The sequence below is a fragment of the Pedobacter boryungensis genome, assembly GCF_013204825.1.
GTDB classification, from domain to species: Bacteria; Bacteroidota; Bacteroidia; order Sphingobacteriales; family Sphingobacteriaceae; genus Pedobacter; species Pedobacter boryungensis.
This window is the reverse complement of sequence record NZ_JABMKV010000005.1, coordinates 57,820-83,352: the sequence shown is the minus strand read 5'-3', so window position 1 is coordinate 83,352 and position 25,533 is coordinate 57,820. Positions and strand designations below refer to the sequence as shown.

The 25,533-nt window shown below is 33.4% G+C and carries 18 protein-coding genes; 7 read left to right on the top strand and 11 right to left on the bottom strand.

Going from position 1 to position 25,533, the window contains the following annotated elements:
- Positions 1–207: 207 nt before the first annotated feature.
- The 9 genes from HQN85_RS15435 to surE form a co-directional block, all read right to left on the bottom strand.
- A complete protein-coding gene (locus HQN85_RS15435; protein WP_173273944.1) occupies positions 208–2,838 on the bottom strand; it encodes a glycoside hydrolase family 2 protein in 2,631 nt (876 codons plus the stop codon).
- A gap of 20 nt (positions 2,839–2,858) precedes the next feature.
- The gene (locus HQN85_RS15430; protein ID WP_173273941.1) at positions 2,859–5,156 is read right to left on the bottom strand and encodes a GH92 family glycosyl hydrolase; all 2,298 of its coding nucleotides are present in this window, start codon (positions 5,154–5,156) and stop codon (positions 2,859–2,861) included.
- Positions 5,157–5,318: 162 nt separating this feature from the next.
- Positions 5,319–6,953: a SusD/RagB family nutrient-binding outer membrane lipoprotein gene (locus HQN85_RS15425; protein ID WP_216847308.1), complete on the bottom strand. Its 1,635-nt coding sequence runs from the start codon at positions 6,951–6,953 to the stop codon at positions 5,319–5,321.
- A gap of 13 nt (positions 6,954–6,966) precedes the next feature.
- Complete coding sequence (locus tag HQN85_RS15420; RefSeq protein ID WP_173273937.1) at positions 6,967–10,050, bottom strand: SusC/RagA family TonB-linked outer membrane protein; 3,084 nt, start codon at positions 10,048–10,050, stop codon at positions 6,967–6,969.
- A gap of 355 nt (positions 10,051–10,405) precedes the next feature.
- Positions 10,406–11,410: a LacI family DNA-binding transcriptional regulator gene (locus HQN85_RS15415; protein ID WP_173273935.1), complete on the bottom strand. Its 1,005-nt coding sequence runs from the start codon at positions 11,408–11,410 to the stop codon at positions 10,406–10,408.
- Between the two features lie 92 nt (positions 11,411–11,502).
- Positions 11,503–12,147 (bottom strand): hypothetical protein, encoded by a 645-nt coding sequence (locus HQN85_RS15410; RefSeq protein ID WP_173273933.1) that lies wholly within the window; start codon positions 12,145–12,147, stop codon positions 11,503–11,505.
- 114 nt (positions 12,148–12,261) lie between these two features.
- Positions 12,262–13,365, bottom strand: coding sequence for a lipid-A-disaccharide synthase (lpxB, locus tag HQN85_RS15405; protein WP_173273931.1), 1,104 nt, complete (start codon positions 13,363–13,365; stop codon positions 12,262–12,264).
- Between the two features lie 23 nt (positions 13,366–13,388).
- Positions 13,389–13,658 carry a stationary phase survival protein SurE gene (locus tag HQN85_RS15400; RefSeq protein WP_173273929.1) on the bottom strand — a complete coding sequence of 90 codons (270 nt, stop codon included), beginning with the start codon at positions 13,656–13,658 and terminating at the stop codon, positions 13,389–13,391.
- Position 13,659: 1 nt separating this feature from the next.
- Positions 13,660–14,499, bottom strand: a complete 840-nt coding sequence (gene surE / locus HQN85_RS15395) for a 5'/3'-nucleotidase SurE (RefSeq protein WP_173273927.1) — start codon at positions 14,497–14,499, stop codon at positions 13,660–13,662.
- A 118-nt stretch (positions 14,500–14,617) separates the two neighbouring features.
- On the opposite strand from surE, the gene HQN85_RS15390 reads away from it, so the two are divergent.
- A complete protein-coding gene (locus tag HQN85_RS15390) occupies positions 14,618–17,551 on the top strand; it encodes a M16 family metallopeptidase (protein ID WP_173273925.1) in 2,934 nt (977 codons plus the stop codon).
- Positions 17,552–17,746: 195 nt separating this feature from the next.
- Positions 17,747–20,053, top strand: a complete 2,307-nt coding sequence (locus HQN85_RS15385) for an RNA-binding protein (RefSeq protein ID WP_173273924.1) — start codon at positions 17,747–17,749, stop codon at positions 20,051–20,053.
- A gap of 50 nt (positions 20,054–20,103) precedes the next feature.
- On the opposite strand, the gene HQN85_RS15380 is transcribed toward HQN85_RS15385, so the two are convergent.
- Positions 20,104–20,289 (bottom strand): CsbD family protein, encoded by a 186-nt coding sequence (locus HQN85_RS15380; RefSeq protein ID WP_173273922.1) that lies wholly within the window; start codon positions 20,287–20,289, stop codon positions 20,104–20,106.
- 96 nt (positions 20,290–20,385) lie between these two features.
- Positions 20,386–22,281, bottom strand: a complete 1,896-nt coding sequence (acs, locus tag HQN85_RS15375; protein WP_173273920.1) for an acetate--CoA ligase — start codon at positions 22,279–22,281, stop codon at positions 20,386–20,388.
- Positions 22,282–22,459: 178 nt separating this feature from the next.
- Here acs and rpmB point away from each other — a divergent pair, with 178 nt between their 5' ends.
- From rpmB to rimO, 5 genes are all read left to right on the top strand, one after another.
- Positions 22,460–22,693, top strand: a complete 234-nt coding sequence (rpmB, locus tag HQN85_RS15370) for a 50S ribosomal protein L28 (protein ID WP_173273919.1) — start codon at positions 22,460–22,462, stop codon at positions 22,691–22,693.
- A 41-nt stretch (positions 22,694–22,734) separates the two neighbouring features.
- Positions 22,735–22,917 (top strand): 50S ribosomal protein L33, encoded by a 183-nt coding sequence (gene rpmG / locus HQN85_RS15365; protein WP_008242799.1) that lies wholly within the window; start codon positions 22,735–22,737, stop codon positions 22,915–22,917.
- An 80-nt stretch (positions 22,918–22,997) separates the two neighbouring features.
- Positions 22,998–23,159 (top strand): DUF4295 domain-containing protein, encoded by a 162-nt coding sequence (locus tag HQN85_RS15360; RefSeq protein WP_173273917.1) that lies wholly within the window; start codon positions 22,998–23,000, stop codon positions 23,157–23,159.
- A 71-nt stretch (positions 23,160–23,230) separates the two neighbouring features.
- The gene (gene ftsY, locus HQN85_RS15355) at positions 23,231–24,193 is read left to right on the top strand and encodes a signal recognition particle-docking protein FtsY (RefSeq protein WP_173273915.1); all 963 of its coding nucleotides are present in this window, start codon (positions 23,231–23,233) and stop codon (positions 24,191–24,193) included.
- A gap of 1 nt (position 24,194) precedes the next feature.
- Positions 24,195–25,526 carry a 30S ribosomal protein S12 methylthiotransferase RimO gene (rimO, locus tag HQN85_RS15350; RefSeq protein ID WP_173273913.1) on the top strand — a complete coding sequence of 444 codons (1,332 nt, stop codon included), beginning with the start codon at positions 24,195–24,197 and terminating at the stop codon, positions 25,524–25,526.
- The last annotated feature ends 7 nt before the right edge of the window (positions 25,527–25,533 follow it).

Below are 25,533 nucleotides of genomic sequence, written 5' to 3'. Positions count from 1 at the left end.
ATTATCCTTCAGCCAAAAGTATCAATTATTAACAAAACAGGTTTCCTCTTACTTTAAGCCATTAAATGATAGGCTACTTTGTTAACCGAACTTCTAAACTTTAGGACTTCTTATTTACTTATTTACCTATCTACGCTTTTTATCATTAACATATTGATTTACAGGAATATGAAAAACAAATTTTTCATTTGTTTCTTCGAACCAATATCAGAATATAGCCTTACTTACTCTATCTACATTCCATCCATAAACTTCTATTTCACAATTATTTAAATCAACATTGTTACAATCTATACTTAGTATTTTTGAGGTTCCAGGCATAATACTTACGTAATTATCTGAATAAAAAGTTGGTAGTATTCTTTTATTTGTTTGCCTATCTATTAAAGCTATTCTGGTAAAAAATGCAACAGGTTGATTGGAGGGAGCAGTTAATTTAACTTCTAGTTTGTTTTTGCTTATTACTTTTGGTTGGATTGAAAGTGTTGTTTTATCCATTCTTTGTAGGCCTCTATAGGTGCCATCTTCGTCCTCAAGCCAATAGAAATTTTCGCTTAATACTTGTTCTTTTTCATCCAATAAAGAGAGCTGAATAAATAGACCATCTTTTTGTTTCAGCTTCTCAATAGCGCCTTTTATAGAAAAACATTTTTTAACTGTAGTTGGATTAATTTCATAAAAGATTTGGTCGAGGAAGTGGGCTTTACCTGCCATATCATAGGCAACAGCTTTTACCATCAAATTACGTTTAGATACAAAATGATTATTCACAACAGTAATCATACTATCTGCAGGATTTAGCATAATATGCAGAGGTTCACTACCAGATTTTAGTCCATATAATGCAGCATTAACATCTAAATAATAATCGTACATCTGTCCACGTAATGCTGTCCATGGATTTTGCGTTTTCCATATAATTGATCCTGTATACCAATCCCACATGTGTGCAGAAAAGCCTTCCATTAATGCTCTGTATTGATTGTAATTAACTAGTTGTGCTTTTTGCGCAAAGTCCTGTACATTTTTAACATCTCCATAAGGTTTGATGTATTGATCGTAGCCAATATACTTATGGTATTGCCAAACAGAATCTACTTTGCCTTGGTATTGTGGTGCAATAAGATTCGCTGCTGGGATAAATCTTTTTAAAGATTCATAGTCTCCAACACCCACTGAGCCAATTTCAGAGTTAAAAGGAAAAGTTCTGTTTGTCCAAAATGTTCGTGGATTTTGGATACCATAGGGTCCATCCCCATTCCCACCAAATGTATTTACAGACATGGCATCGCTATTAGAAAAATCGATAAAAGTGCGAGTACCATCAAGCTTTGGCAAAATCTCATCTCTTAATGGAAGAAGAATATCATCAGGTGGCGTAATTTCATTTCCTCCACACCAAAACGCCAATGAGGCGTGGTTTCTAATCATTTTTATCTGATCTGCCGCAGCTGTTAAAACCAATTGATGATTGTCTGGATATTTTCTTCTTATCCATTGATCTTCTTTTTTAAGTGGATCGTACCATCTGCCATTGGCATCGCCACTAAACCAAAAATCCTGAAAAACCAATAAGCCATATTTATCGCAAGCTTCATAAAATTCAGGTCGCTCAGTTATTGCTCCTCCCCAAATTCTAATCAGGTTCAGGTTCATATCTCTATGGAAACGGATTTCTGCATCATATCTTTCGGGTGAAAACCTTAACATGGCATCAGAAATAATCCAATTACCACCTTTGATAAAGATTTTCTGCCCGTTAATAGTAGTTTCCATACTTTGTGTATGGGTATTGAAAGTCGTTTCAATTTGTCTTACACCTACATTTAAATTTTCCTCATCAGAAACAGTAGAAGTTATAAATTGTAATTTAACTGGATATAGATTTTGTTCACCATAACCATTTGGCCACCATAATTTCGGATTCTGCAAAAGAAGTTGAGGCAATTGTATTTCTGTATTTTTATTTGCAGGCAATACCACTTTGATTTGACTTGTTTTGCCAGCCATTGTCATTAATAAAGTACCAGTAACAGGTTTGAAACTTGTATTTATCAACTCAGCGGATGCTTTAATTATTGCGGGTTGTTGCAAACCATCTACAGAACGCTTGCCAGGAACTAGCGTTACAATATGAGGGTTTTGCAAGTTTACTACTTTTGTTTTTTCTATAGTAACCTTATCCCATATGCCCGTATTACGATCTCTAATTGGTTGTATCCAATCCCAACCCGCTGTATATTGAGTAGTTAATCCTTTGGCAATGGTTCCATCACCACCTTGTCCACCGTTTGGATTGCCAGGAAAATCTGGTGGATACACCAAAACAGCTAAGCGATTGTTTCCATTGGCAGCTAATAATGAGGTAATGTTATATTGTTGGCGTAAATGCATGCCTTCGTGTACTTGGGCATTTACCTTTTTACCATTTAAATAAATTTCTGTTTTATAATTTACTCCTCTAAACTGAAGCCAAATTTGTTCATCGCCTTTAGCCACTTGGTTAAATGATTTTACAAACCAATAGGTGTAATAAGCATTTCCTGTATGATAGATATCTTTGATCAGCTCATTATTCATTCCATAAAATGGATCTGGCACTTTTTTATTATCTAACAAGGTGGTTAGTATTGTACCTGGCACCGTAGCTTTCATCCATTGGTTTACCGGGAAATCAGGTTTAGATAGCTCTGCTCCACCCACCTTTACTTCATTTATATTTGCACAAAACCAGTCTGAATTGAGTTCATATTTTTGTTGTGCTGATGCGGGAAAAGCAAAAAATAGACAAACTAAAGTTGAGGCAAAAAACAAATAGGCACTTTTAATGATCTTCATATTTTATTGATGGAAGTGAGCTAATTCATATTAGAAACTGGTCTATCTTTAACATTTACACCAAAAGTTGATGAAGGTTGATTACCCATGTAAATTTGAAGGTTTCCGCCATTTACAATACTTTGGTGTAATAAATACGATTTGGTATAAGGTTTACCGTTGAGTATTATTTTTTGGATATATTTATTTTTAGCACTATTGTTAATGACCTTGATGACAAACTTTTTGTTAGCTGGCAATGAAATTGTTGCTGCATTTAATAAAGGCGAGCCAAAAACATAAGCGCCATTAGCTGGGTTGACCGGATAAAAACCTAAAGCAGAAAAAATATACCAAGCCGACATTTGCCCCACATCTTCGTTTCCACATAACCCATCTGGTTTTGCAGTAAAAAATTCTTTATCAATTTTTCTAATTAAATCTGCTGTTTTCCAAGGTTGACCTACATACGGATATAAATATGGAATATGATGACCAGGTTCATTGCCCTGGGCATAGTTTCCGATCAATCCAGAAATATCAGGCGAACTCTCTTCTCCAAATTGAAACGGAACAGTAAACAATGAATCTAATTTGTTAATAAACGATTTTTCACTACCAAACAACTTTACCAATCCTTCACCATCTTGTGGGACTAACCAAACATATTGCCATGCATTACCTTCGGTATAGTCATCTTCACGGTGTTTAGAAGCAAATGGACTAAAAGGTGTACGCCAGTTCCCATCTGCTAATTTCCCACGCATAAACTGGGTTTGAGGGTCGAAATAAAGTTCGTAAAGTTTAGCTCTTTTGGTAAAATATTGGTAATCGGCAGTTTTTCCTAATGCTTTTGCCATGCGGGCAATACAATAATCATCTATCGCATATTCTAATGCTTTCGCTACAGATTCATTTACTTTATCTGCGGGAATAAACTTTAATTGTTGAATATAATCGATGCCCTCTGTTTTTTGCATGGCCGATTGCTTGATAGCGTCATACGCTAATTTCACATCAAAACCTCTATAACCTTTTAAGTAGGCATCAACAATTATGGGAACTGCATGGTAACCAATCATTGTATTGGTTTCGCTACCCATTAAGTGCCAAACTGGCAATTTACCTTGCTGTTTATAAATGGCTAACATCGTATTGACCACATCACTCACTTTATCTTGATGAAGAATAGTATATAAAGGTTGTGCAGCACGATAGGTATCCCAAAGTGAAAAAGTAGTTAAGTTATTAAAATTCGCCTTCTTATATACTTTCTTATCTGTACCTAGGTAATCTCCATTTACATCATTAAATAATGAAGGAGCTACCATTGTATGATAAAGAGCTGTATAGAAGATTTTTTTTGAATTGACTGAGGCATCTATTTTCACTTTCTGTAATTCCTTTTCCCATTTTAGATTTGCCCTTTTTACTGTACCGTTAAAATCCCAACCTGGTAATTCAGTTTTGAGGTTGAGTATTGCATTTTCAATACTTACGGGCGAAATAGCTACCTTAATTTTCAGAACATCCTGTTGAATGGCCTGAAAATTAACAACAGCTTTTAATTGTTTTCCTGTAGCATTGTTTCCATTTATTAGCGATGAACCATCATAAATGGAAATATCTTTAACGGGTTGAGATAATTTAATTACAAAAAATAACCGTTGGTCGGCAGACCATCCTTTAGAGTTTCTATACCCTACAATAGTTTGTGGATCAACCAACTTTACTTGCGAAACTACAGCTGCATCCCAACCAATTCCCTCTACTAGGTCAAGCATTAAATGTGGATTTTCTGCATTTTTTTTAAATGTATATTGATGAAAACCTACTCTTTCCGTTGCGGTAAGTTCTGCTTTAATATCATATTTATCTAACCAAACACTATAATAACCTGCTTTAGCGATTTCTTTATCGTGGGAGAATGTAGAAACATAGCCATTGCTTAAATTATCTTTTTGACCCTTCTCTAAAATCAATTTTCCTGTGGTAGGCATAATCGAAATATCGCCAAGATCTCCAATTCCAGTTCCACTTAAATGTGTATGTGCAAAACCTGTAATGGTATTGCTTGCATAATTGTAGCCACTGCACCAATCCCATCCTTCAAAAATATTATTCGGACCCAATTGAACTGCACCGTAAGGAACATTAGCACCAACAAAAACATGCCCGTGTTTTGCTGATCCTATAAGTGGGTCTACATATTTAGTTAGGCTATTATTGGTATTTCCTTGGGCGTTTGCAAATTGGGACAAAGAAGTAAATAAGCCAATAATCACAACAATTTTTGTGTGTTGGTATATTTTACGAATGGTAAGTGATCTGAATAACATAGGATGAATTAAGCTTATAGGTGGATAGGTAATCCTATCAAGCAGTTGCGTTTTTAGCAACAATTATAAATAGACAGGAACAAATATCAATAAGCTATTTGTTAGTCAATGGTTTAATCTAAATATCGACTGGATCGAATTGATCCAGTCGATAAATAAATATTATGGTTTTTTATCCCACCATAGTTTGGTACCTCCATTATCGGGACCTCCTAGGGTAGCAATTGCTCTTTGATAACCTCCTGGATTACTATTGATAAATTTAGTACAGAATGGTAATCTGCGAATAAATGCTGTGGTAGAAATTGTACCTCCACTTGCATTGTTAATTACAGGGAAAAGTTTTGGATAACCTGTCCTTCTAAATTCAGACCAAGCTTCTTGTCCATCAGGATAGATAGCAATCCATTTTTGAGTGATGATACGTTCTAACTTTTTCTCATCAGTAGCAGCACCATCCCATTTAATAGTGATGTTGCTTAAGTAAGGGCTTCCTGCTAAAACATCATTCTGACCAGGAACTATAGCTTTTGGATCAATATAAGGTTTAGCTGTACTGGTGTTATCTGCTAAATAAGCTGCAGCAGAACCGCTTACACCCCATTCATCAAAAGAAACTTTCACACCATTCTCGTAATCAACTTGGATATTTCCTGCATTGGCCCAACCCAATAAGGCTGCTTCTGCTTTCAAGAACCAAGTTTCTGCAGCGCAAGCTAACCTTGCTTTTCCATTGGTACCACTAAAATAATCTCCATTAGCAGAAAGCGCAGCAGGTTTCGAATAACTTCTATATCTGTCATTATCTACCAATGTAATTCCATTACGAATACCGATATATTGACCACTTACTGCTGCGTCTGCTGCTGGTGTCATATATTTTGGTAAGCGAGGATCATTATATCCGCCTAAAATTGCTCCTAGTGGTGCTCCTGCTCTACAATCGCCCCAAGAATTGATGATATCATTGATAGGGTGACCAGCTCCGTAATTAATGAAAGCATTATCTTCATTAGCTTCGATTAAGCCTCCATTTGCAGCATTTAAAGCTTTTTCACCTTGTGTTTTAGCAGTAGCTGCATCTGCATATCTGATGCGAATAGCCATCCTTAATCGTAGTGTGTTGGCTAATTTTATCCATTTGTTTACATCACCACCATATACCATATCAGCTGCTTTCATCGCGGTAACATCACCAGCATTAGCTGCCAGCTTCAATTTTGCAATGGCATTATCTAAAGTAGTAAAGAAGTTATTATATGCTGCTTGCTGACTATCATAATCTACTGACAAATCTGCATTTGGCTTTCCAAATTTACTATAGATTACTGGCCCATGTATATCAGAAACTTTTTGCCCTTCTATCACTGTCAGGATATTTAACATTGCTGAACTGTAATTAAAAGTTGTTGCTGCATAAGCTTTAGTTCCATCTTCAAAACTCTTTACTTTTTGCATTACATCATCTAACTGGTTAATCATGATTCTATCATTCCAGCCATCTTTCATAAAGTAATTCGTATTGTTATCTCCACCATATGTGGTTGGGCTCATAAAATAACCGCTATAAACATCACCATTTAAGTTTTGTTGTAACTGATAGATCCAGTTAGTCTGATTAATCAAGTTACGCTGCACTTCCTTCATAGGACCAATTACTTTTGTATAATCGGCATTTAATTGTGCATCTGTAAGCCCTGATAAACCTGTATTAAATTCTTCAAAGTTTTTTTTGCAACTAGCAAATACTGCCATTGCTGCCATTGTAAGGCTTAAAATTTTTATCTTATTTTTCATGATCATTCAATCTTTAAAAACCACATTTTAAACTAAAGCCAAAGCTTCTATAAGTTGGTAATCCAAATACATCAACACCAACACCACCTGCATATACACCTGAAACTTGTTCTGGATCAAATGGTGCATCTTTTTTAATAAAGAATAGATTGGTTCCAATTGCACTTAAAGTAAGATTACTTATTCCTTTAACTTTTACAGGAACACGATATGATAATGATACTTCTCTTAAACGAATTGCTGTAGCGCTGTACATATAAGCTTCATCAATTTCGTTTCTACCACCAATTTTAGAATAATAATCTTGAGCTTTAGTTTTACCCGTCCAAGCTGCCCCACCTGCAATTACTGCATTTGGAATAGTTACACCACCTGCATCTCTAGCATCAGCACTACGTTTACTAACGCCATATGAATCGTAAAATGGTTCAGATAAACTCAATACTTTACCACCAAATTTACCATCAACTAATACGCTTAATGTTAAGTTTTTATAAGTAAAATTATTTGTCCATCCAACAATAGATCTAGGATTAGGATTACCTAAATAAGATTTTGTTTCGTTACGACTTGGTACGCCTTGTGCATCAACCAAAATACGTCCTTGTGCATCGCGTTGAAAAGTTGTGCCATAGATATCACCAAAAGATCCACCTTGTTTTAAGTAATTATTTCCACCACCAACAAGTGTTAGTAAGCTGTTTGGATCTACACCAAGCGCTGCTGGGAACAATTCAATAATTTTGTTTTTATTAGTACTGAAGTTAACTGTTGTGTTCCATTTGAAAGCACCTTCGTTCATCAATTTGTATCCTAGAATAGCTTCGATACCAGAGTTCTGAATATTACCGCCAGAAATATCTCCTTTTGTACCTGCAGCTACTCCCGGAGGCAAGGTTACATCTTTTAAGAACTGACCTTTGATATTAGATTTATACCAAGTAAAATCTAAGGTTAAGCGATTTTTGAAAAATCTCCACTCTGTTCCCAACTCAATTGTGTTGTTCATTTCTGGTCTTAAATAATATCTTGGATCTTGAACTGGAGATCCATCCGGACTTACAAAAGAACCTGCATCAATATTTGGTTGTGGATTAGTTCTGTTATCTTCAATACCATTACCTACTGTTGCATAAGAACCTCTGATCTTAGCAAAGTTAACTGCTTCTGGCATTTTAAATAATTCTGAAATCACAGCATTAGCACCAATTGAGTAATAGTTATAAGATTGTTTTGGTGTAAATGCTAGTGTTGATGACCATTCTTCTCTGTCTGTTAAGTCTAAGAACAATTTGTCTTTATAACCTAATTGTGCACTTGCAAAAATAGACTGAGTTTGAATATGGTGATTGTCAATTCTGTAATGACGACCATTATCATTTGTGCCATTAAAGATTAAGTTAGAAAGCGTAAATAAGTTTGGATAAGATAAGTTCCCATTTTCAATAGTAGTATTGATTTTCTTAATATCTGTAACCGATGCTCCTGCTGTATATTCTAATCTAAAATCATCGCTCAAGCTATTTTTACCCATAAAAATCAAATCACCATAATATGTTTTTGATTCAAATCCATTGTGATAAAGCTTACCGTTTACACCACTTATTGTAGCTTGGGTAGTAGCATACACATCTCTTTGAGCTTCTGAATTGTAGTAGTTATAGTTACCACGAGCCTGAACATTTAACCAGTCTGTTAATTTATAATTTAGCGAAGCTGATGTATAGATGTTCTTGTTATTGGTTTTAACCTTGTTTCTGTTTAATACCCAATATGGATTTTGTTGATCATCACCGCCAGTGTAATTCTTATCTAAATTGATATTCCACCAGTTTTGTGCATTTAAATAACGTGATGGAGAGAAATACTCGTAGTTATTTTTGTAATTATCAAAATCTAATCCTCTTGGAAATAAATACAATCCTAACAATGGACTAAAGTACATTCCAGGATTAACCCTATTTTGTACTTTTTGGATAGAAGCCATTACACTAGCATCTAAAGTTAATCTATCATCAAAAAATTTACTTGAATTTCTATAGTTCAAGTTGTTCTGATCAAATTTACTAGTTGGAATAATTCCCTTATTTGTAGTATTCGAATAAGAAAAGAAATTCGTTGATTTTTCATTACCTGATGAAAAGTTTAAACTATTGATCCAAGTAGATCCTTGGTTAAAGAAGTCATCAACATGATTTTTTGATGTTCCTTTTGCACCCCAGCTCTCTTTACTTCCCGCATCAGTTGCAGTTGGTGCAGAGGTTTGTAAATAACTATTTTGTAATTCTGGTGTTCCGTATACATTATCAAAAGTAACACTGCTAGAGAAATCAATTTTTCCAACACCTTGTTTTCCTTTTTTAGTGGTAATCAAAATTACACCATTACTACCTGCACTACCATATAAAGCAGTGGCAGCTGCACCTTTTAAAAAGTTGATGCTTTCGATATCTTCCGAATTCACTGTACTCAAGATATCACCATTATCAGGCATTGAGCTATAGATATCTACTTTTGCACCCTCAGTTGGATTGGTAATTGGCATACCATCAATTACATATAGAGGTTGAGAATTACGTGTAGATTTATCACCACGGATAGTAATACGAGCAGCACCACCAACACCGCCAGAGGTTCTATTAATCTGAACACCTGCAACCTTACCATTTAGGCTATTAATTACGTTTGGTGTTTTTACTGTGTTTAGTTCATCGCTTTTAATTGTTTGCGTTGAATAGGTTAATGTTTTTGCTTGCCTGGTAATACCTAATGCGGTTACAACAACCTCATTTAAATTTCCAGATTCTGACACCAAAGTAATTGTTACTGTTTTGGTATTTGCATTAACTTGAATTGTTTTAGGTTGGTAGCCTAAATAATTTACCTCTAAGGTAACTGAGCCAGATACCGTTAAAGAGAAATTTCCATTTGCATCTACTGAAGTTCCATTTGAGGCACCTTGTACTTTAACTGATGCACCAACAAGTGGTGTTTTTTCGTCTTGATCGACAACTGTACCGGTTAAGACCCTGGTTTGGGCCATTACGTTCATAAAGCTAATTAGTGCTATGACTAATAATAGTAGCCGTTTTTTCATAAAATTTGAATTAAATAAGTTTTTTCTTTGGTTAGTTTGGTAGTGTAAAACACAATTTGGAGATTAATCCATTCATTCTTTTTAAGTCATATATTATATTTGGTTAGTTACTTTTTAACGCTCATCGAGCATCACTAAAACGTTTTACTAATAGACTAAAATAAAAATTGCTTTAGAAGCAAAACAACTCAAACCTTAAATACTTCCTTAAAATCCTCCGTAGATAAATAATTTTTGAATTTTAAGTAAAACGTTTTAGTATATCAATATTAATTATTAGTCTTCAAAAAGTTAAATACTGATTGTATCTTTTATGTTACATTTAGGGTTCTATTGTTATAACCTATTTTTACAGCTATTTTCTTAGAATTAACTTAGCTGGAATAATAATTTGTTGATCTGGAAGTTTGGTTTTAGATGAGAGTTGATTTAATATTAACTTAATAATCGTTTCCGCAATTTCTTCTAGCGGTTGCTGTATGGTAGATATACTTGGGGTGTGTAGTTCGAAAGCTTCATGATCATCATAACCGATTACTGCAAATTGATCATCAATTTTCTTATTAATCTGTTTCAATACTTTCAAACCGCTTATAGCTAGATAATTTGTAGCAAATAATACTGCATCTATCTTTTTTGCTTTAAAAAGGTGTTTGATTTGCTTAATGGTTTCCACTTCAGGTTGGTTGAAAGGAATTTTAAGTACTAATTCTTCATCAACAGGAATTGCATAATCTATTAGCGCTTTTTTATAACCTTCATAACGCTCAATAATTTGTTGTACATCAATATCAATTGTAACTAACGCTATGCTCTTTTTTCCTTGCCTAATAAAACTTTCTACCCCTTGATAAGATGCTACAAAGTGATTTGCACCAACATAATTTGTATTCAATTCTGGCAGATTCCTATCAAATAAAATTACTGGCTTATGCTCATTTAATAACAACTGAATATCTTCTTCAATTCCTTTAATTGGAGAAATAATATAAGCATCAACCTTTCTTGATTTAAAGAGATTAATCAATTCTTGAGCTTTTTCTACATTATTCTCCGTACTTGAGTAAATAATTTTATATCCTCTTTTATAAGCTTTATCCTCAATTAATCTTGCTATTCTAGAGAAAAATGAATTGGAAATATCCTCAATAATTAAACCTATAATATTAGAATTGCCCGTTCTTAAACTGCGGGCAATCTGATTTGGTTTATAGCCGCTATCTATAATAATTTTTTGAACTTTTTTTATTACAGCATCACTAATTGATTTCTCCTTAGCCTTACCATTAATAATAAAAGAAACCGTTGTAATAGATACATTGGCCTTTAACGCAATATCCTTTATAGAGAGTGCCTTCATACTTGATTTACCTCCGTAAAATTTTAATATAACTCTTATTAATTATTCCAACCTCACAGTAATCAAATATAGAATATTAGGTTTTAAGATTATTATTTTGCGTAGGGGAAATTTCTAGAGACTTTACGCATCATACGCTCTACTAAATCATCTGTAGATGTGGTAATGCCATCATCCATTGTTTTAAAAAACCGCCATAATAACTCTCCATTATTAGCATTATTCAAAGTAAGTGTCAAAGTTCCAGTACCCGTTTTACCACCAAAACCACCAAACAGTACGGCAGATGCAATCGCACCAGCCTCAGATTTAGTTTGTTCAGTTTCAAAACGACCACCTAAAACAGCATCTACACCTAATGCTTTTGCAACTTCATCTTTCGTAAACTCATCCAATTTGTCAGTCATGCCAGCTTTCTTAAGCAAAATATTAGTTTTGTCTACATCTTGAAATTCTACAGAATAGTCTTTACCCTTTCTTAACAAGAAAGTGTACATACTAGATTGAATCGATTTCGACATTGTTTTTTCTTGTTCTTTGTTGCCTTCAACACTAAAGTTTTTTGGTTGTTTTTTGTAAGATATTTTTGTGTCGAATGGTAAAATAGCCACAAGTTTATGTTGTGCGATTTCCGTTTTTAATTTTGGACTTTCGAAAATCTGCTTTGAACCTTCAAACTGTGCTTTTGCCGCGAAACTTAAACTAATGATAGCGAGAATTAATAGATTTTTTTTCATGTATGGATTTTTTGAACGCAATGATATCTAATCCAATTAAACTATACAAGTGTTTTTACTTAAAACCCCTATATTTTTAGTTGATGTAGAAAAATTTTCTTTAATGGAAAATTTTTATCGTAAAAAATCAAAAATCAATTTAGCAGTTCGTTCAGATGCACCAGCTGTCCCCATCTTTATGGCAAGTTCATTGTAATCATTTAACATCACTTTCCTTTTTTCTCCAGTTAAAATTTGATTTAGCTCTGAAGTGATTTTTTCTGTATTACAATCGTTTTGTATCAATTCTGTAACTACTTTTCTATCCATTATTAAATTTACCAATGAAATAAATCTAATTTTGATTACTAAGCGAGCAATACCAACAGAAATAGCCCCTCCCCTATATAATACAACTTGAGGCACTTTAAAAAGTGCTGTTTCTAATGTGGCTGTTCCCGATGCTACCAAAGCAGCATCTGCGTAGTGTAATAAATTATAAGTCTGTGAAAAAACAAGCTTAACATTTTTATCCCCGATAAATTGTTGATAATAGCTTGCGGTGAAAGTTGGGGCAGCAGCAATGACAAATTGATAATCAGGGAAACTAGCCGTTACACTTAACATATCTGGCAATAAACGTTCGATTTCTTGTTTTCTACTTCCTGGTAGTAAGGCAATAATTTTTTGGCGACTTAAGTTCTGGGTTTTTCTAAACTCTAAATCTGGTGAAAATTGAGCAATTTCATCTAATAACGGATTACCAACATAATTGACATCCATTCCCCATTTTTTATAAAAATCTACCTCAAATGGTAAAATGCAGAATAACTGATCTACTACTTTTTTAATTTTTAATACTCTTTTCTGATTCCAAGCCCAAACTTTTGGAGAGATATAATAACAAACCTTTATACCGTGTTGCTTAGCAAACTCAGCAATTTTCAAGTTAAATCCGGGAAAATCAATAAGAATTAAAGCATCTGGCTGATAAAGTAATATGTCTTCCTTACATGCTTTTAAATTTTTGAAAACAGTTCTTAAGTTAAGAATTACTTCTGTAAAACCCATAAAAGCCATTTCAGCGTAGTGTTTTACTAACTCACCACCTTGAGCTTGCATTTTATCGCCGCCAAAATATCTAAAACCTGCATTTTGATCTTCAGTTTTTAACGCTTTCATTAAATTTGCGCCATGCAAATCTCCAGATGCTTCTCCGGCTACGAGGTAGTATTTCATTTAGAATCAGTTATTTAGCAAAATTAAACTTTATAGAAAAAGAAGGCAAAAGCCCATAAAAAAGTAATGCTAATAATTCCTCTTGCTATATTATCCTTATTAATTTTAAAAAACAAATTCATTAAAAGGGCATTAATTGCTACGCAACCAATTAGCAATAAATCTGCATGATGTAAAGCTGTAACACGCTGCATTAAATACCACACTAAAACGCCGGGTATAATAGGAACAATAAATCCAATGGCTATACCATTCCAAACTGTATCTTTTATTGCGTCAATTCTCTTATTCACTTCAACCTAGGTTTTTCCCGTCTGGACCAGCGGTTTTATTTGCCTGAGATTTTGAGTCCTCGTTGTCTGAAAATCCCCAGCTATTTAAAATTGGAATAGCATGATGTGCTGTTAAATCAAATTGTACAGGAACAACCGACACAAAGCCATGGTCTAATGCCCAAACATCAGTATCTTCACCTTTATCATAGTTTTCAAATACGCCTGTTAACCAATAATAAGGACGTTTATAAGGATCCGTTCGTTCTTCGAAATCTTCTGCCCATTTAGCGTTTGCTTGTCTACAAATTTTAATTCCTTTTAAATCTGCTCCTTTCGGGAAATTTACATTTAACAACGTCGCCTCTGGCAAACCATTATTTAATACTTTTAAGGCAATAGTTTTTATAAATTTCTTACAATGACTAAAATCAGCTTCTTGAGCGAAATCATCTAAAGAAAATCCAATAGAAGGAATTTTTTCTATAGCACCTTCTACCGCAGCGGACATTGTTCCAGAATAAATTACGTTAATGGAATTATTCAATCCATGGTTAATTCCAGAAACACATAAATCAGGTTTTTTACCTTTAAAGACTTTATTTACAGCAAGTTTAACACAATCAACAGGTGTTCCTGAACATTTGTACATCTCAACACCAGGGTATAGATCAACTTTATCGAAACGCAAAGGTTTACCAATAGTGATGGCATGCCCCATTCCAGATTGAGGCCCATCAGGTGCTACCACTACAACATGTCCAATTTCTTGCATTACTTCAATTAAACTTTTAATGCCTGGAGCAGTTATACCATCATCGTTAACAACTAAAATAGTAGGTTTTTTGGTGTCATTATTCATAATGTAAAAATACAAGAAATTATTGGAAGCTTAATTAGCTGATATATATTATTATTTTCGAATATTTTTTAGGAAAAGTATAGTCTATCAACTTATATTTGATTATAACTTATTCATTATGAAAATAAAACTACTCTTATTTGTCTGTTTATTAATAACAGGTCAAAATTTATTTGCACAATCCACTTACCAATGGAAAACAGCAACTTCAGGAGGTTACAGCTATAAATATGTAACTAACGACCCTTCTAAAACACGTTTTTATACCTTAAAAAATGGGTTAACGGTAATTTTATCACCAAATACAAAAGAACCAAACATTCAATTTAGAATGAGTGTGAGGGCTGGTAGCAATACCGATCCTAAAAATGCAACCGGTTTAGCGCATTATTTAGAGCATCTTTTGTTTAAAGGAACTGATAAATTCGGAACCGCAAATTGGGAAAAAGAAAAACCTTATTTAGCTAAAATTGATGCGTTATATGAAAAATATAACAAAACAACTGATCCGGCTCAACGTAAGGAAATTTACAAGGAGATAGATAAAACCTCTGGTGAAGCTTCTAATTTCTCTATTGCTAATGAGTATGATAAAATGATAGCAGGTATTGGTGGTAGTTCTTCAAATGCACATACTTGGTATGAAGAAACCGTTTACAATGAAGATTTCCCATCTAACTCTGTTGACAAATTTTTGGCTTTACAAGGTGAGCGTTTCCGTAAACCTATTTTCCGTATTTTCCATACTGAATTAGAGGCTGTATATGAAGAGAAAAACCGTGGTTTAGATAACGATGGCAATAAATTAGATGAGGCTATGATGGAATTGGTATTCCCTACTCATAATTATGGTCAACAAACTACTATAGGTACAATTGAACATTTAAAAAACCCATCATTAGTAGAAATAAGAAATTACTACAATAAATATTACGTACCAAATAATATGGCAGCCATTTTTACAGGAGATTTTAATCCTGATGAAATGATTAAAAAGATTGACAAAACCTTTAGCTATATGGTTGCTAAACCAGTGACCTTGTATAATCCAGCTCCAGAAAAACCATTGACAAAAATACAACAAGTAGATGTCTATGGTCCAAGTGCAGAAGCTGTAGAAATTTATTACCGTGGTTTCCCTCAAAATTCTCAACAAAGCTTGCTTTTAAATTTAGCTAAAAGCGTTTTATTTAATGGTAAAGCAGGTTTAATTGACATCAACTTAAACAAGCAACAAAAAACGTTGAGATCTAGCGCAAGCTATCAGCAGATGAAAGATTATGGCGTGTTTAATTTATCAGCAACTCCACGACAAGGGCAAACTTTAGAACAAGCTTCTAAATTATTGTTAGAACAAGTTGAACTGTTAAAACAAGGTAAATTTGATGATGACTTACTAAAATCTATCGTTGCAAATCAAAAATTAGGTTTCTTACAAGCTTTTGATAGCAATAACAATAGAGCAGAAAACTTATCTAATGAGTTTATTTTAAACCGAGGAACAGAATGGAATAAAAGTCTAGGGGAAATAGAAGCAACTTCTAAAATTACTAAAGCTCAATTAGTTGCTTTTGCTAACCAGTATTTCAAAGACAATTATGTAATTGGCTTTAAACACAAAGGCGAAGACAAAAACGTGATCAAAGTTGAAAAACCAGCGATTACGCCTATTAATGCTAATGCAAATTTAACATCTCCTTTTGTAAAAAGTATTTTAGATGCTCCAGTAAAACCAATTGCACCTAAATTTTTAGATTACAAAAAAGACATTGTTTTTGGTAAAGTTGGCTTAGCTGAAGTTTTAACTACAAAAAACAATGATAATGCCATTTTTAGGATGAGTTATAGAATCAATATTGGCGCTAATAATTATAAATTGTTGCCATATGCTTCTACTTATTTAACTTTCTTAGGTACTGATAAATATACTTCTGAAGAATTGAGTAAAGCATTTTATAACATCGCCTGTTCTTATAATGTAAGTGTTGGTGCAGAAGTTACAACGATAAACATTAGCGGTTTGCAAGAAAATTTTGATAAAGCTGTGAGCTTGGTTGAGCATATTTTAGCAAATGTAAAACCTGATGAAAAAGCATTATCGAACCTTAAAAGTACAATCTTAAAAAGCCGAGAAAACAATAAGTTGAATAAAGGCCAAATTATGAATGCATTAACTTCATATGCACAATACGGCAGTGTAAATCCTTTTAATAATGTTTTAACAAACGAAGAAGTTAATAACATTAAAGCTGAGGATTTAATTTCTCTTATCCATAACTTAACTAATTACGAGCATGTAATTACCTATTATGGCCCTAAAGATTTAGCTGCTTTCACAACTGATATTAAAAAAGTGCATTTAATGCCTAAAGAGTTTACTCCTGCTGCCCCAGCTAAAGTTTATACTTATGCTACTCAAAATGCAAATCAAGTATACTTTGCAAATTATGATATGGTACAGTCGGAAATTCGTTGGTTAAGAAATACTGGTTTATACAATAAAACCGATGCTGCTAATATCGAAGTATTTAACAGTTATTTTGGTGGAGGAATGGGTTCAATTGTTTTCCAAACGATTAGAGAGTCTAAAGCTTTAGCCTATTCTACTTTCGCTCAATATGTTTCTCCAGATAAAGCAGATAAACAATATAGCATGATTGCTTATGTTGGTAGTCAAGCTGATAAAATGACTGATGCAGTGAATGGAATGAATGAATTATTAAATGTTTTACCACAAAGTGATAAATCATTTGATGGAGCAAAAGCAAATGTATTAAACGGCTTAGAAACAGCTCGTATTACAAAAGACGGAATTTTCTACTCTTATTTTGCTGATAAAAAATTAGGTTATGATTACGATTCGAGAATAGATTTATACAAAGAATTGAAACCTATTACTTTTGCTAGTATTAAAGATTTCCATACTCAAAAAGTAGCTAACAAGCCATATACTTACTTAATTGTTGCATCAGACAAAAAAGTAAAAATGGAAGATATGCAGAAATTTGGCGCTGTTACTACGTTAACGCTGGAACAATTGTTTGGATATTAACAATACTTAAACCCTCTCCTTAAAGGGTGATTTAATCGGTTTTCGGAAACGGAAACCGATTTTTTTATGCATCAATTTTGTTATCAAAAATTTAATCGCTAAAAGTTAACTTTAGCAATGCGCTTTGTCATTTTCTATTTTATTTTTTGCTTTAGTTTGCAAAATACATTTGCTCAAAATTCCATAGAGCAAAAAATGGCTTGGTACGCTTTAGCCAAATCTACTAGTAATCTTTTTGTTCACTTTGATAAAAACGTGTATTCTAATAATGAAACCTCTTACTTTACAGGTTATTTAATTCAGCAAGCAAAAACAGCAACCATTAAGCACAGAGTGATGTCTGTCGCTTTAATCAGAGATGTGGATAGCACACTAGCATTTGAGGATAAATTTTTAATGGACAAAGGCTTATGTTTTGGAAGTTTAAAATTGCCAGATTCTATACCAACTGGTAATTATCGATTTTTAGCATACACTGATAAATTAATAAATGGAATACCAGAGGCTATATTCGTTCAAAATATTACCATCAAATCTAACATAGACGCACCATTTAAAGCAAGTATAAAATTAGCTGAAATGCCAAATGCTGAGAGTAAATCATATAAGGTTTTAGTTTCTGCAACAACTAAGGACGATCGTTTTTTACCAAAACCACTTCAGGTGAGTTATAAATATGGTAATGTTAGAAAAAACATACTTACAGATGCATCAGGACAATCTTTAATAACTTTAGTGCCACAAGCCAATACAGTAGATCCAAATATATATGTAAAGCTAAAGGCCGAAAAAGATAGCAGTTTCATCAATCTCGCTTTACCTCGAATTAAAAATAAAGCAATAGTTAAATTTTATCCCGAAGGTGGAAATATGGTTAATGGTTTAAGATCAAGTATTGGTTGGGAGGTTAAAGATCAACAGCAAATGCCTGTAGTGTTAAAAGCATTTTTATATAAAAATCAAAAAGTAATCGATACCATCGAAACCAGTAGTTATGGTATAGGAAAATTTCACATCACACCAGAAATTGGTGCAGACTACACAATTAAGCTCATTCATTCTGGTTTAGTAGATACTTTATATCATTTGCCAAAATCTTTTGAAACAGGTTTAACATTAACCATGCAAAATGCGATTGCTAAAGATACTGTACGAATAAATTTAAAGAATATAGGATTTAAAAAATTTACTATCCTGGTTCACAATTTTAGAACTTGTTTTTTAACCACTCCCTTTGTTATGGACGGTGAGAATATAAATATAAAAGTTCCATTGACCAATGTACCTAAAGGATTGACAACCATTACGATATTAGATAGCACAAATAGACCGTTGGCTGAACGGATGTTCTTTGCTCACTATGATGATCCAGAAAAAATTTCTGTCATAACAGATCAACAAACCTATAAACAAAGAGAAAAAGTAAATTTAAAGCTTAATCTTAAGGTTGATAAAAATGCATTAGTTTCAATTGCTTGTGTACAAAACAACAGATTGGAAGTCAAAAAAATGACTGACATTGAAAGTTATACATACTTAAATAATGAATTGAATTCACTTCCAATTAATACTAAAGGAAATAGTTATAAAGACATTAACTATTTAGAGCAAATTCTACTAATAAAAGGTTGGAGGAGATATACTTGGCAAGGTTTACAATCCATTAATTCTACTGATACAACAGCAATAGTAGATAGTTTAAAAATGAGTGGTCAAGCAAAGAGATTAAAGAAGGAAATCACAGATTCATTGGTTGTCGGATCTATGGGAGCCCAACAAATCAGCTTAATTAATACTACAAAAACTGGGTTATTTAATTTAAGTGTTGAAAATCTAATAACTCCGTCTGGTAATAAAATGTATCTATTTTTAAATAAAGCTGATAAAATACCTAACGGTACCAAAATATTGATTCATGATGAATTTAATAGCATGAATCAAAAATTAGCTAAATCCACAGCTATTGAACAACCAATTTTACCATCAACTTTACAAAATAATACAGAACTGGTTTTAAGAACTGATGAAAAAGCCATCCGTTTAAAAGAAGTTGTTATCAATAATAAAAATGACAATAATTTTAACGGAACAGGAGCTAATGCCTGCGGAGATTATGTTTGTTCATACAACAACTTAAATTGTCGAAATCATCCGAACGGCACCCCTGGTAATCATCCACCCGTTACTGGCAAAATATATAATGTAAATGGCATTCCAACTACCTATCAAGGTTGCACAGTTGTAGATCAAAATATATTTACGCTAGTTAAAGGAATTCATCTTCAAAAAGAATTTTATCTAAGCGATTATAATGACCCAGTAGAACCAGCTTTTTTTTCTACTGTGTATTGGAATTATGGCGCCATATTAAATACTGGAAAAGACACCGAATTAAGCTTTTATACAAGCGATATTACAGGGAAATTTAGAATTGTGGTTCAAGGAATTACAGATAAGGATGTAATTTATGCAGAGAATTTTTTTGAGGTTAAAGGGAAATAAAAAACGACTAGCCAATTAAGGTAGTCGTCTATTATTAGGTTAAAAAACTATTAAAGTGAATTAATCCACTTTACTAATTCTTCTCTGCCTTTTCCTGTTTTTTGTTGAAGCTTTCCTAACAACTCATCGTCTTTTCCTTCTTCATGACTTAAATCATCGTCAGTTAAATCACCATAGGCTTGTTTAACTTTCCCCTTAATTTCATTCCACTTTCCTTTTAATTCTAACTTATCCATGTGCTTAATGCTTATCGTTTAACAATCGGTTGGTTGCAAAAAGAACAGGTAAGAGAAGTTAATTGTTTTAAAAATTCAGGCTAATAATAGTTAATGTTATAACTTTTTTGAATTATCTATAATTTCTTGCACTACAGTTGGATCTAACAAAGTTGATATGTCGCCTAAATTTGAAGTATCACCTTCGGCAACTTTACGCAAGATACGACGCATAATTTTACCAGATCTAGTTTTAGGTAAACCTGATACAAATAAAATTTTATCTGGTTTAGCAATGGCTCCAATTACCCGAGTTACCGTTTGTAGAATATCTTTTCTAGTTAGGTCTTCATCCTTACTTAAACCAGGATAAATGATAAAGGCATAAATTCCTTGCCCTTTCACATCGTGAGGATAGCCTACAACAGCACTTTCAATTACACCAGCGTGCATATTAATCGCATTTTCTACTTCAGCTGTGCCAATTCTATGACCAGAAACGTTAATTACGTCATCTACCCTGCCGGTAATTCGGTAATATCCATCTTCATCACGCAAACAGCCATCTCCAGTAAAATATAAATTCTCGTAAGTAGAAAAATAAGTTAGTTTACAACGTTCATGATCACCATAAGTAGTGCGCAACATGCCTGGCCATGGAAACTTAATGCACAAGTTTCCATTTACACCATTCCCCTCAATTTCTTTTCCATTTTCATCAACTAAAATCGGCTGGATACCTGGTAATGGCAAAGTTGCGAAACTAGGTTTGGTTGGCGTTACAAACGCAATAGGCGAAATCATGATTCCCCCTGTTTCTGTTTGCCACCAAGTATCTACAATTGGCGCCTTTTTATGACCAATTTCTTCATCAAACCAATGCCATGCCTCTTCATTAATCGGCTCTCCTACTGATCCTAATACACGTAAGCTACTTAAATCAATTCCGGTAAGTGGATCTGTACCAAAACTCATTAAAGATCGAATAGCTGTTGGTGCCGTATATAAAATATTAACCTTGTGTTTTTGTACAATTTCCCAAAATCTAGATGGAGTTGGATAAGTAGGGATTCCTTCGAACATTAGGGTTGTTGCACCTTGCGAAAGTGGTCCATACACAATATATGAATGGCCAGTTATCCATCCTATATCTGCTGTGCAAAAAAACACTTCATCTGGCTGGTAATTAAATACATTTGAAAAAGTATAACCTGCATATACCATATAACCCCCACAAGTGTGCACAACTCCTTTTGGTTTACCTGTTGAGCCTGAAGTGTATAAAATAAACAACACATCTTCTGCATCCATTTCTTCTGCAATGCAATTTGCATCAACTAATTTCACTTCATCTTCCCACCAACAATCTCTTCCTTTTAACATCGAAACTGGAGTGCGAGTATGTGTTAAAACAATTACTTTTTCTATTGTTGGGCAACCAATTAAGGCATCATCTATGACTTCTTTTAATTGAATTTGCTTATTACCACGATAGGCGCCATCTGCTGTAATTACTATTTTACAAGCAGCATCATTTATTCTATCAGCAATAGATTTTGCAGAAAAACCACCGAAAACCACCGAATGTATTGCTCCAATACGAGCACATGCCAATACTGCAATTGCCAATTCTGGCACCATTGGCATATAAATACAAATCCGATCTCCTTTTTTTGCACCGTTCCTTTTTAAAACATTTGCAAAGCGACAAACTCGGTCATGTAATACTCTATAACTGAGCGTTACACTATCTCTTTCTGGATCATTCGGTTCCCAAATTATTGCTGGCTTATCTCCGTTTTCAATTAAATGTCGATCTAAACAATTATCTGTAATATTTAATTTCGCCCCATCAAACCACTTAATATTTGGTTCTGAAAAGTTCCATGATAGTACATTTTCCCATTTCTTTTTCCAAAGGAAATTATCGGCAATACCAGCCCAAAATTTTTCTGGTTCTTTTACACTTTGTTTATACGTTTCTTGATATTGCTCAAAAGAGGTGATCTGCATGATAATTTGGTTTAGCAATTAGGTGTTTCAAATATAGTATTATTAGTAAAGTTTAAAAAAATGAATAAACAAAATCAAATATTTTCAAGTGGACTATTGATGGTTACAAAAATAATTCAGATATTTGCACACTCTTAAAAAAATTAAGTAGCGAAATAATCAACATAATAAAAAAGTCATGTCAAGAGTTTGTGATTTAACCGGAAAAATGGCGATGTCGGGATTTAATGTTTCTCACTCGAACGTTAAAACGAAACGTAAATTTTATCCTAACCTACAACTTCAGAAATTTTATATTCCTGAAGAAGATACTTGGATTACATTAAAAGTATCAACATCAGCTATTAAAACTATCAATAAAATTGGTATTTCTGAAGCACTTAACCGCTTCATGAAAAAAGGATATTTGTAAAAAAACATTTGTCGATTATATCGACATAAATAAATAATAAAATGGCAAAAAAAGGTAACAGAGTACAAGTTATTTTAGAATGTACAGAACATAAAACTAGCGGTATGCCAGGTATGTCTAGATACATTTCTACAAAAAACCGTAAAAACACTACTGAGCGTTTAGAATTGAAAAAATTCAATCCAGTATTGAAAAAAGTAACCGTACATAAAGAGATAAAATAATTGAAGGATAATTGTTTGAAGAACTGAATTTTACATTCTAATTTAAACATCCACTCACTCAATAATTAAATTTAAAAGACATGGCTAAGAAAGTAGTTGCAACCCTAAAAACGGGTACAGGAAAAGAATATTCGAAAGTTATCACAATGAACAAATCGCCAAAAACTGGTGCTTATTCTTTCAAAGAAATCATTGTACATAACGATCACGTTAAAGATGCTCTTGCTGGTATCAGCAAGTAATTCTATTCACGAATAGCATTAAAGGCCGTTCCGTATTAAACGGAAGGGCTTTTTTATTTTAATATCATTCTATGGGTTTATTCGATTTTTTCAAAAAAAAAGAAACTGCTCCTGAAGTACAAGAAGCTTTAGAAAAGGGTTTAGAAAAAACTAAAGAAGGTTTTTTAAGTAAAATCACTAAGGCTGTTGCTGGTAAATCTACAGTTGATGATGATGTATTAGATAACCTTGAAGAAGTTTTAGTAACTTCTGATGTTGGGGTAAGTACTACCTTAAAAATCATTGATCGCATTCAGGCTCGCGTTGCTAAAGACAAATATCTATCTACTTCTGAGTTAAATCATCTATTACGTGATGAAATTCAACTTTTATTAGCAGAAAATAATAGCAACGATTTCCGAAATTTCGAATATGGTGACCATAAGCCTTATGTAATTATGGTTGTTGGTGTAAATGGTGTAGGTAAAACCACTACCATTGGCAAATTAGCGCATAAACTGAAAAATGAAAATCTTAAAGTAGTTTTAGGTGCAGCTGATACATTTAGAGCTGCGGCAGTTGAGCAAATTAAATTGTGGGGCGAACGTGTTGGTGTTAGAGTTGTAGCGCAAGCGATGGGCTCAGACCCTGCTTCTGTTGCTTTTGACACTTTGCAATCGGCTGTTGCCAATAAAGAAGATGTTGTGATAATTGATACAGCTGGTCGTTTACATAATAAAGTCGGATTAATGAACGAACTTGGTAAAATTAAAAATGTAATGCAAAAGGTAATTCCAAATGCACCACATGAGATTTTATTAGTACTTGATGGTTCTACTGGTCAGAATGCATTTGAACAATGCAAACAATTTACTGAAGCTACAGATGTAAATGCATTAGCAATTACCAAATTAGATGGCACTGCAAAAGGTGGTGTAGTGATTGGAATTTCCGATCAATTTAAAATTCCTGTAAAATATATTGGTGTTGGCGAAAAAATGGACGACTTACAGTTGTTCGATAAAAAAGATTTCGTGAACTCGTTATTTAATTAATATGATTACTAAAAACAAGCTTATAAAAACTATCGCTAAACCTAAAATCAATGTTATTACTTTAGGTTGCTCAAAAAATACTTACGATTCTGAGGTATTAATGGGTCAATTGCGTGGAAATAATTTAGCTGTTGAACACGAATCAAATAGTTTAAACAAAGATGATATTATCGTAATCAATACTTGTGGATTTATCGACAATGCAAAACAAGAATCTATTGATACAATTTTACAATACAGTCAGTTAAAAGATGAAGGTAAAGTTGGAAAAGTAATTGTTACTGGCTGTTTATCTGAACGTTACAAACCAGAATTAGAATCAGAAATTACTAACGTTGATGCTTATTTTGGCACAAACGATTTGCAAAATATATTGCACAGTTTAGGCGCAAACTACAAACACGAATTAATTGGCGAACGTTTATTAACCACTCCTTCGCACTTCGCCTATTTTAAAATTGCAGAAGGTTGTAATCGTCCATGTTCTTTTTGCGCAATTCCTTTAATGCGTGGCAAACACGTTTCTAGGGATATGAACGAGTTAGTTAACGAAGCGAAAATTTTAGCCGCTAATGGAACCAAGGAACTTATTTTAATTGCTCAAGACTTAACTTATTACGGTTTAGATATTTATGGAAAACGTAATTTGGATGAGTTATTACGTCGTTTATCTGATGTAAAAGGTATAGAATGGATTAGATTACAATATGCTTATCCTTCTGGGTTTCCAATGGAAATTTTAGATGCGATGAACGAACGCGAAAATATCTGTAAGTATTTGGATATGCCATTGCAGCACATTACTGATAATATGCTAAAATCAATGCGTCGTGGTATTACCAAACAAAAAACCATTGATATTGTAAATGAAATCAGAGCAAAAGTTCCAAATATCGCGATGCGCACCACTTTAATTTGTGGTTATCCTGGCGAAACTGAACAAGATTTTGAGGAAATGTACAATTGGGTTGAGGAAACTCGTTTTGATCGTTTAGGATGTTTTACCTATTCGCACGAAGAGAAAACTCATGCTCATCAATTAGTAGATAATGTGCCTGAAGAAATCAAACAAGCTCGTGTAGATGCGATTATGGAATTACAACAAGGCATTTCTTTCGATATCAATCAAGAAAAAGTTGGCAAAACATTTAAAGTTTTAATCGATAGAAAAGAAGGTGATTTCTTTATTGGCCGTACAGAATTTGATAGTCCAGAGGTTGATAATGAGGTTTTAATAGATGCGAATTCAGGCTACGCAGCTAATGGTAGTTTTGTAAATGTGAAAATTGATCGTGCAGAAGATTTCGACCTGTATGGACAAATTGTAAAATAAACCTTTA

Excerpts from the sequence above, each read along its gene's own strand:
- HQN85_RS15425 (WP_216847308.1), bottom strand. The coding sequence starts at position 6,953 with ATGAAAAATAAGATAAAAATTTTAAGCCTTACAATGGCAGCAATGGCA.
- HQN85_RS15390 (WP_173273925.1), top strand. The coding sequence starts at position 14,618 with ATGAAAATAAAACTACTCTTATTTGTCTGTTTATTAATAACAGGTCAA.
- lpxB (WP_173273931.1), bottom strand. The coding sequence starts at position 13,365 with ATGAAATACTACCTCGTAGCCGGAGAAGCATCTGGAGATTTGCATGGC.
- HQN85_RS15360 (WP_173273917.1), top strand. The coding sequence starts at position 22,998 with ATGGCTAAGAAAGTAGTTGCAACCCTAAAAACGGGTACAGGAAAAGAA.
- HQN85_RS15410 (WP_173273933.1), bottom strand. The coding sequence starts at position 12,147 with ATGAAAAAAAATCTATTAATTCTCGCTATCATTAGTTTAAGTTTCGCG.
- ftsY (WP_173273915.1), top strand. The coding sequence starts at position 23,231 with ATGGGTTTATTCGATTTTTTCAAAAAAAAAGAAACTGCTCCTGAAGTA.
- HQN85_RS15430 (WP_173273941.1), bottom strand. The coding sequence starts at position 5,156 with ATGTTATTCAGATCACTTACCATTCGTAAAATATACCAACACACAAAA.
- HQN85_RS15385 (WP_173273924.1), top strand. The coding sequence starts at position 17,747 with ATGGCTTGGTACGCTTTAGCCAAATCTACTAGTAATCTTTTTGTTCAC.
- HQN85_RS15435 (WP_173273944.1), bottom strand. The coding sequence starts at position 2,838 with ATGAAGATCATTAAAAGTGCCTATTTGTTTTTTGCCTCAACTTTAGTT.
- HQN85_RS15415 (WP_173273935.1), bottom strand. The coding sequence starts at position 11,410 with ATGAAGGCACTCTCTATAAAGGATATTGCGTTAAAGGCCAATGTATCT.
- surE (WP_173273927.1), bottom strand. The coding sequence starts at position 14,499 with ATGAATAATGACACCAAAAAACCTACTATTTTAGTTGTTAACGATGAT.
- acs (WP_173273920.1), bottom strand. The coding sequence starts at position 22,281 with ATGCAGATCACCTCTTTTGAGCAATATCAAGAAACGTATAAACAAAGT.
- rpmG (WP_008242799.1), top strand. The coding sequence starts at position 22,735 with ATGGCAAAAAAAGGTAACAGAGTACAAGTTATTTTAGAATGTACAGAA.
- rpmB (WP_173273919.1), top strand. The coding sequence starts at position 22,460 with ATGTCAAGAGTTTGTGATTTAACCGGAAAAATGGCGATGTCGGGATTT.
- HQN85_RS15420 (WP_173273937.1), bottom strand. The coding sequence starts at position 10,050 with ATGAAAAAACGGCTACTATTATTAGTCATAGCACTAATTAGCTTTATG.
- HQN85_RS15380 (WP_173273922.1), bottom strand. The coding sequence starts at position 20,289 with ATGGATAAGTTAGAATTAAAAGGAAAGTGGAATGAAATTAAGGGGAAA.
- rimO (WP_173273913.1), top strand. The coding sequence starts at position 24,195 with ATGATTACTAAAAACAAGCTTATAAAAACTATCGCTAAACCTAAAATC.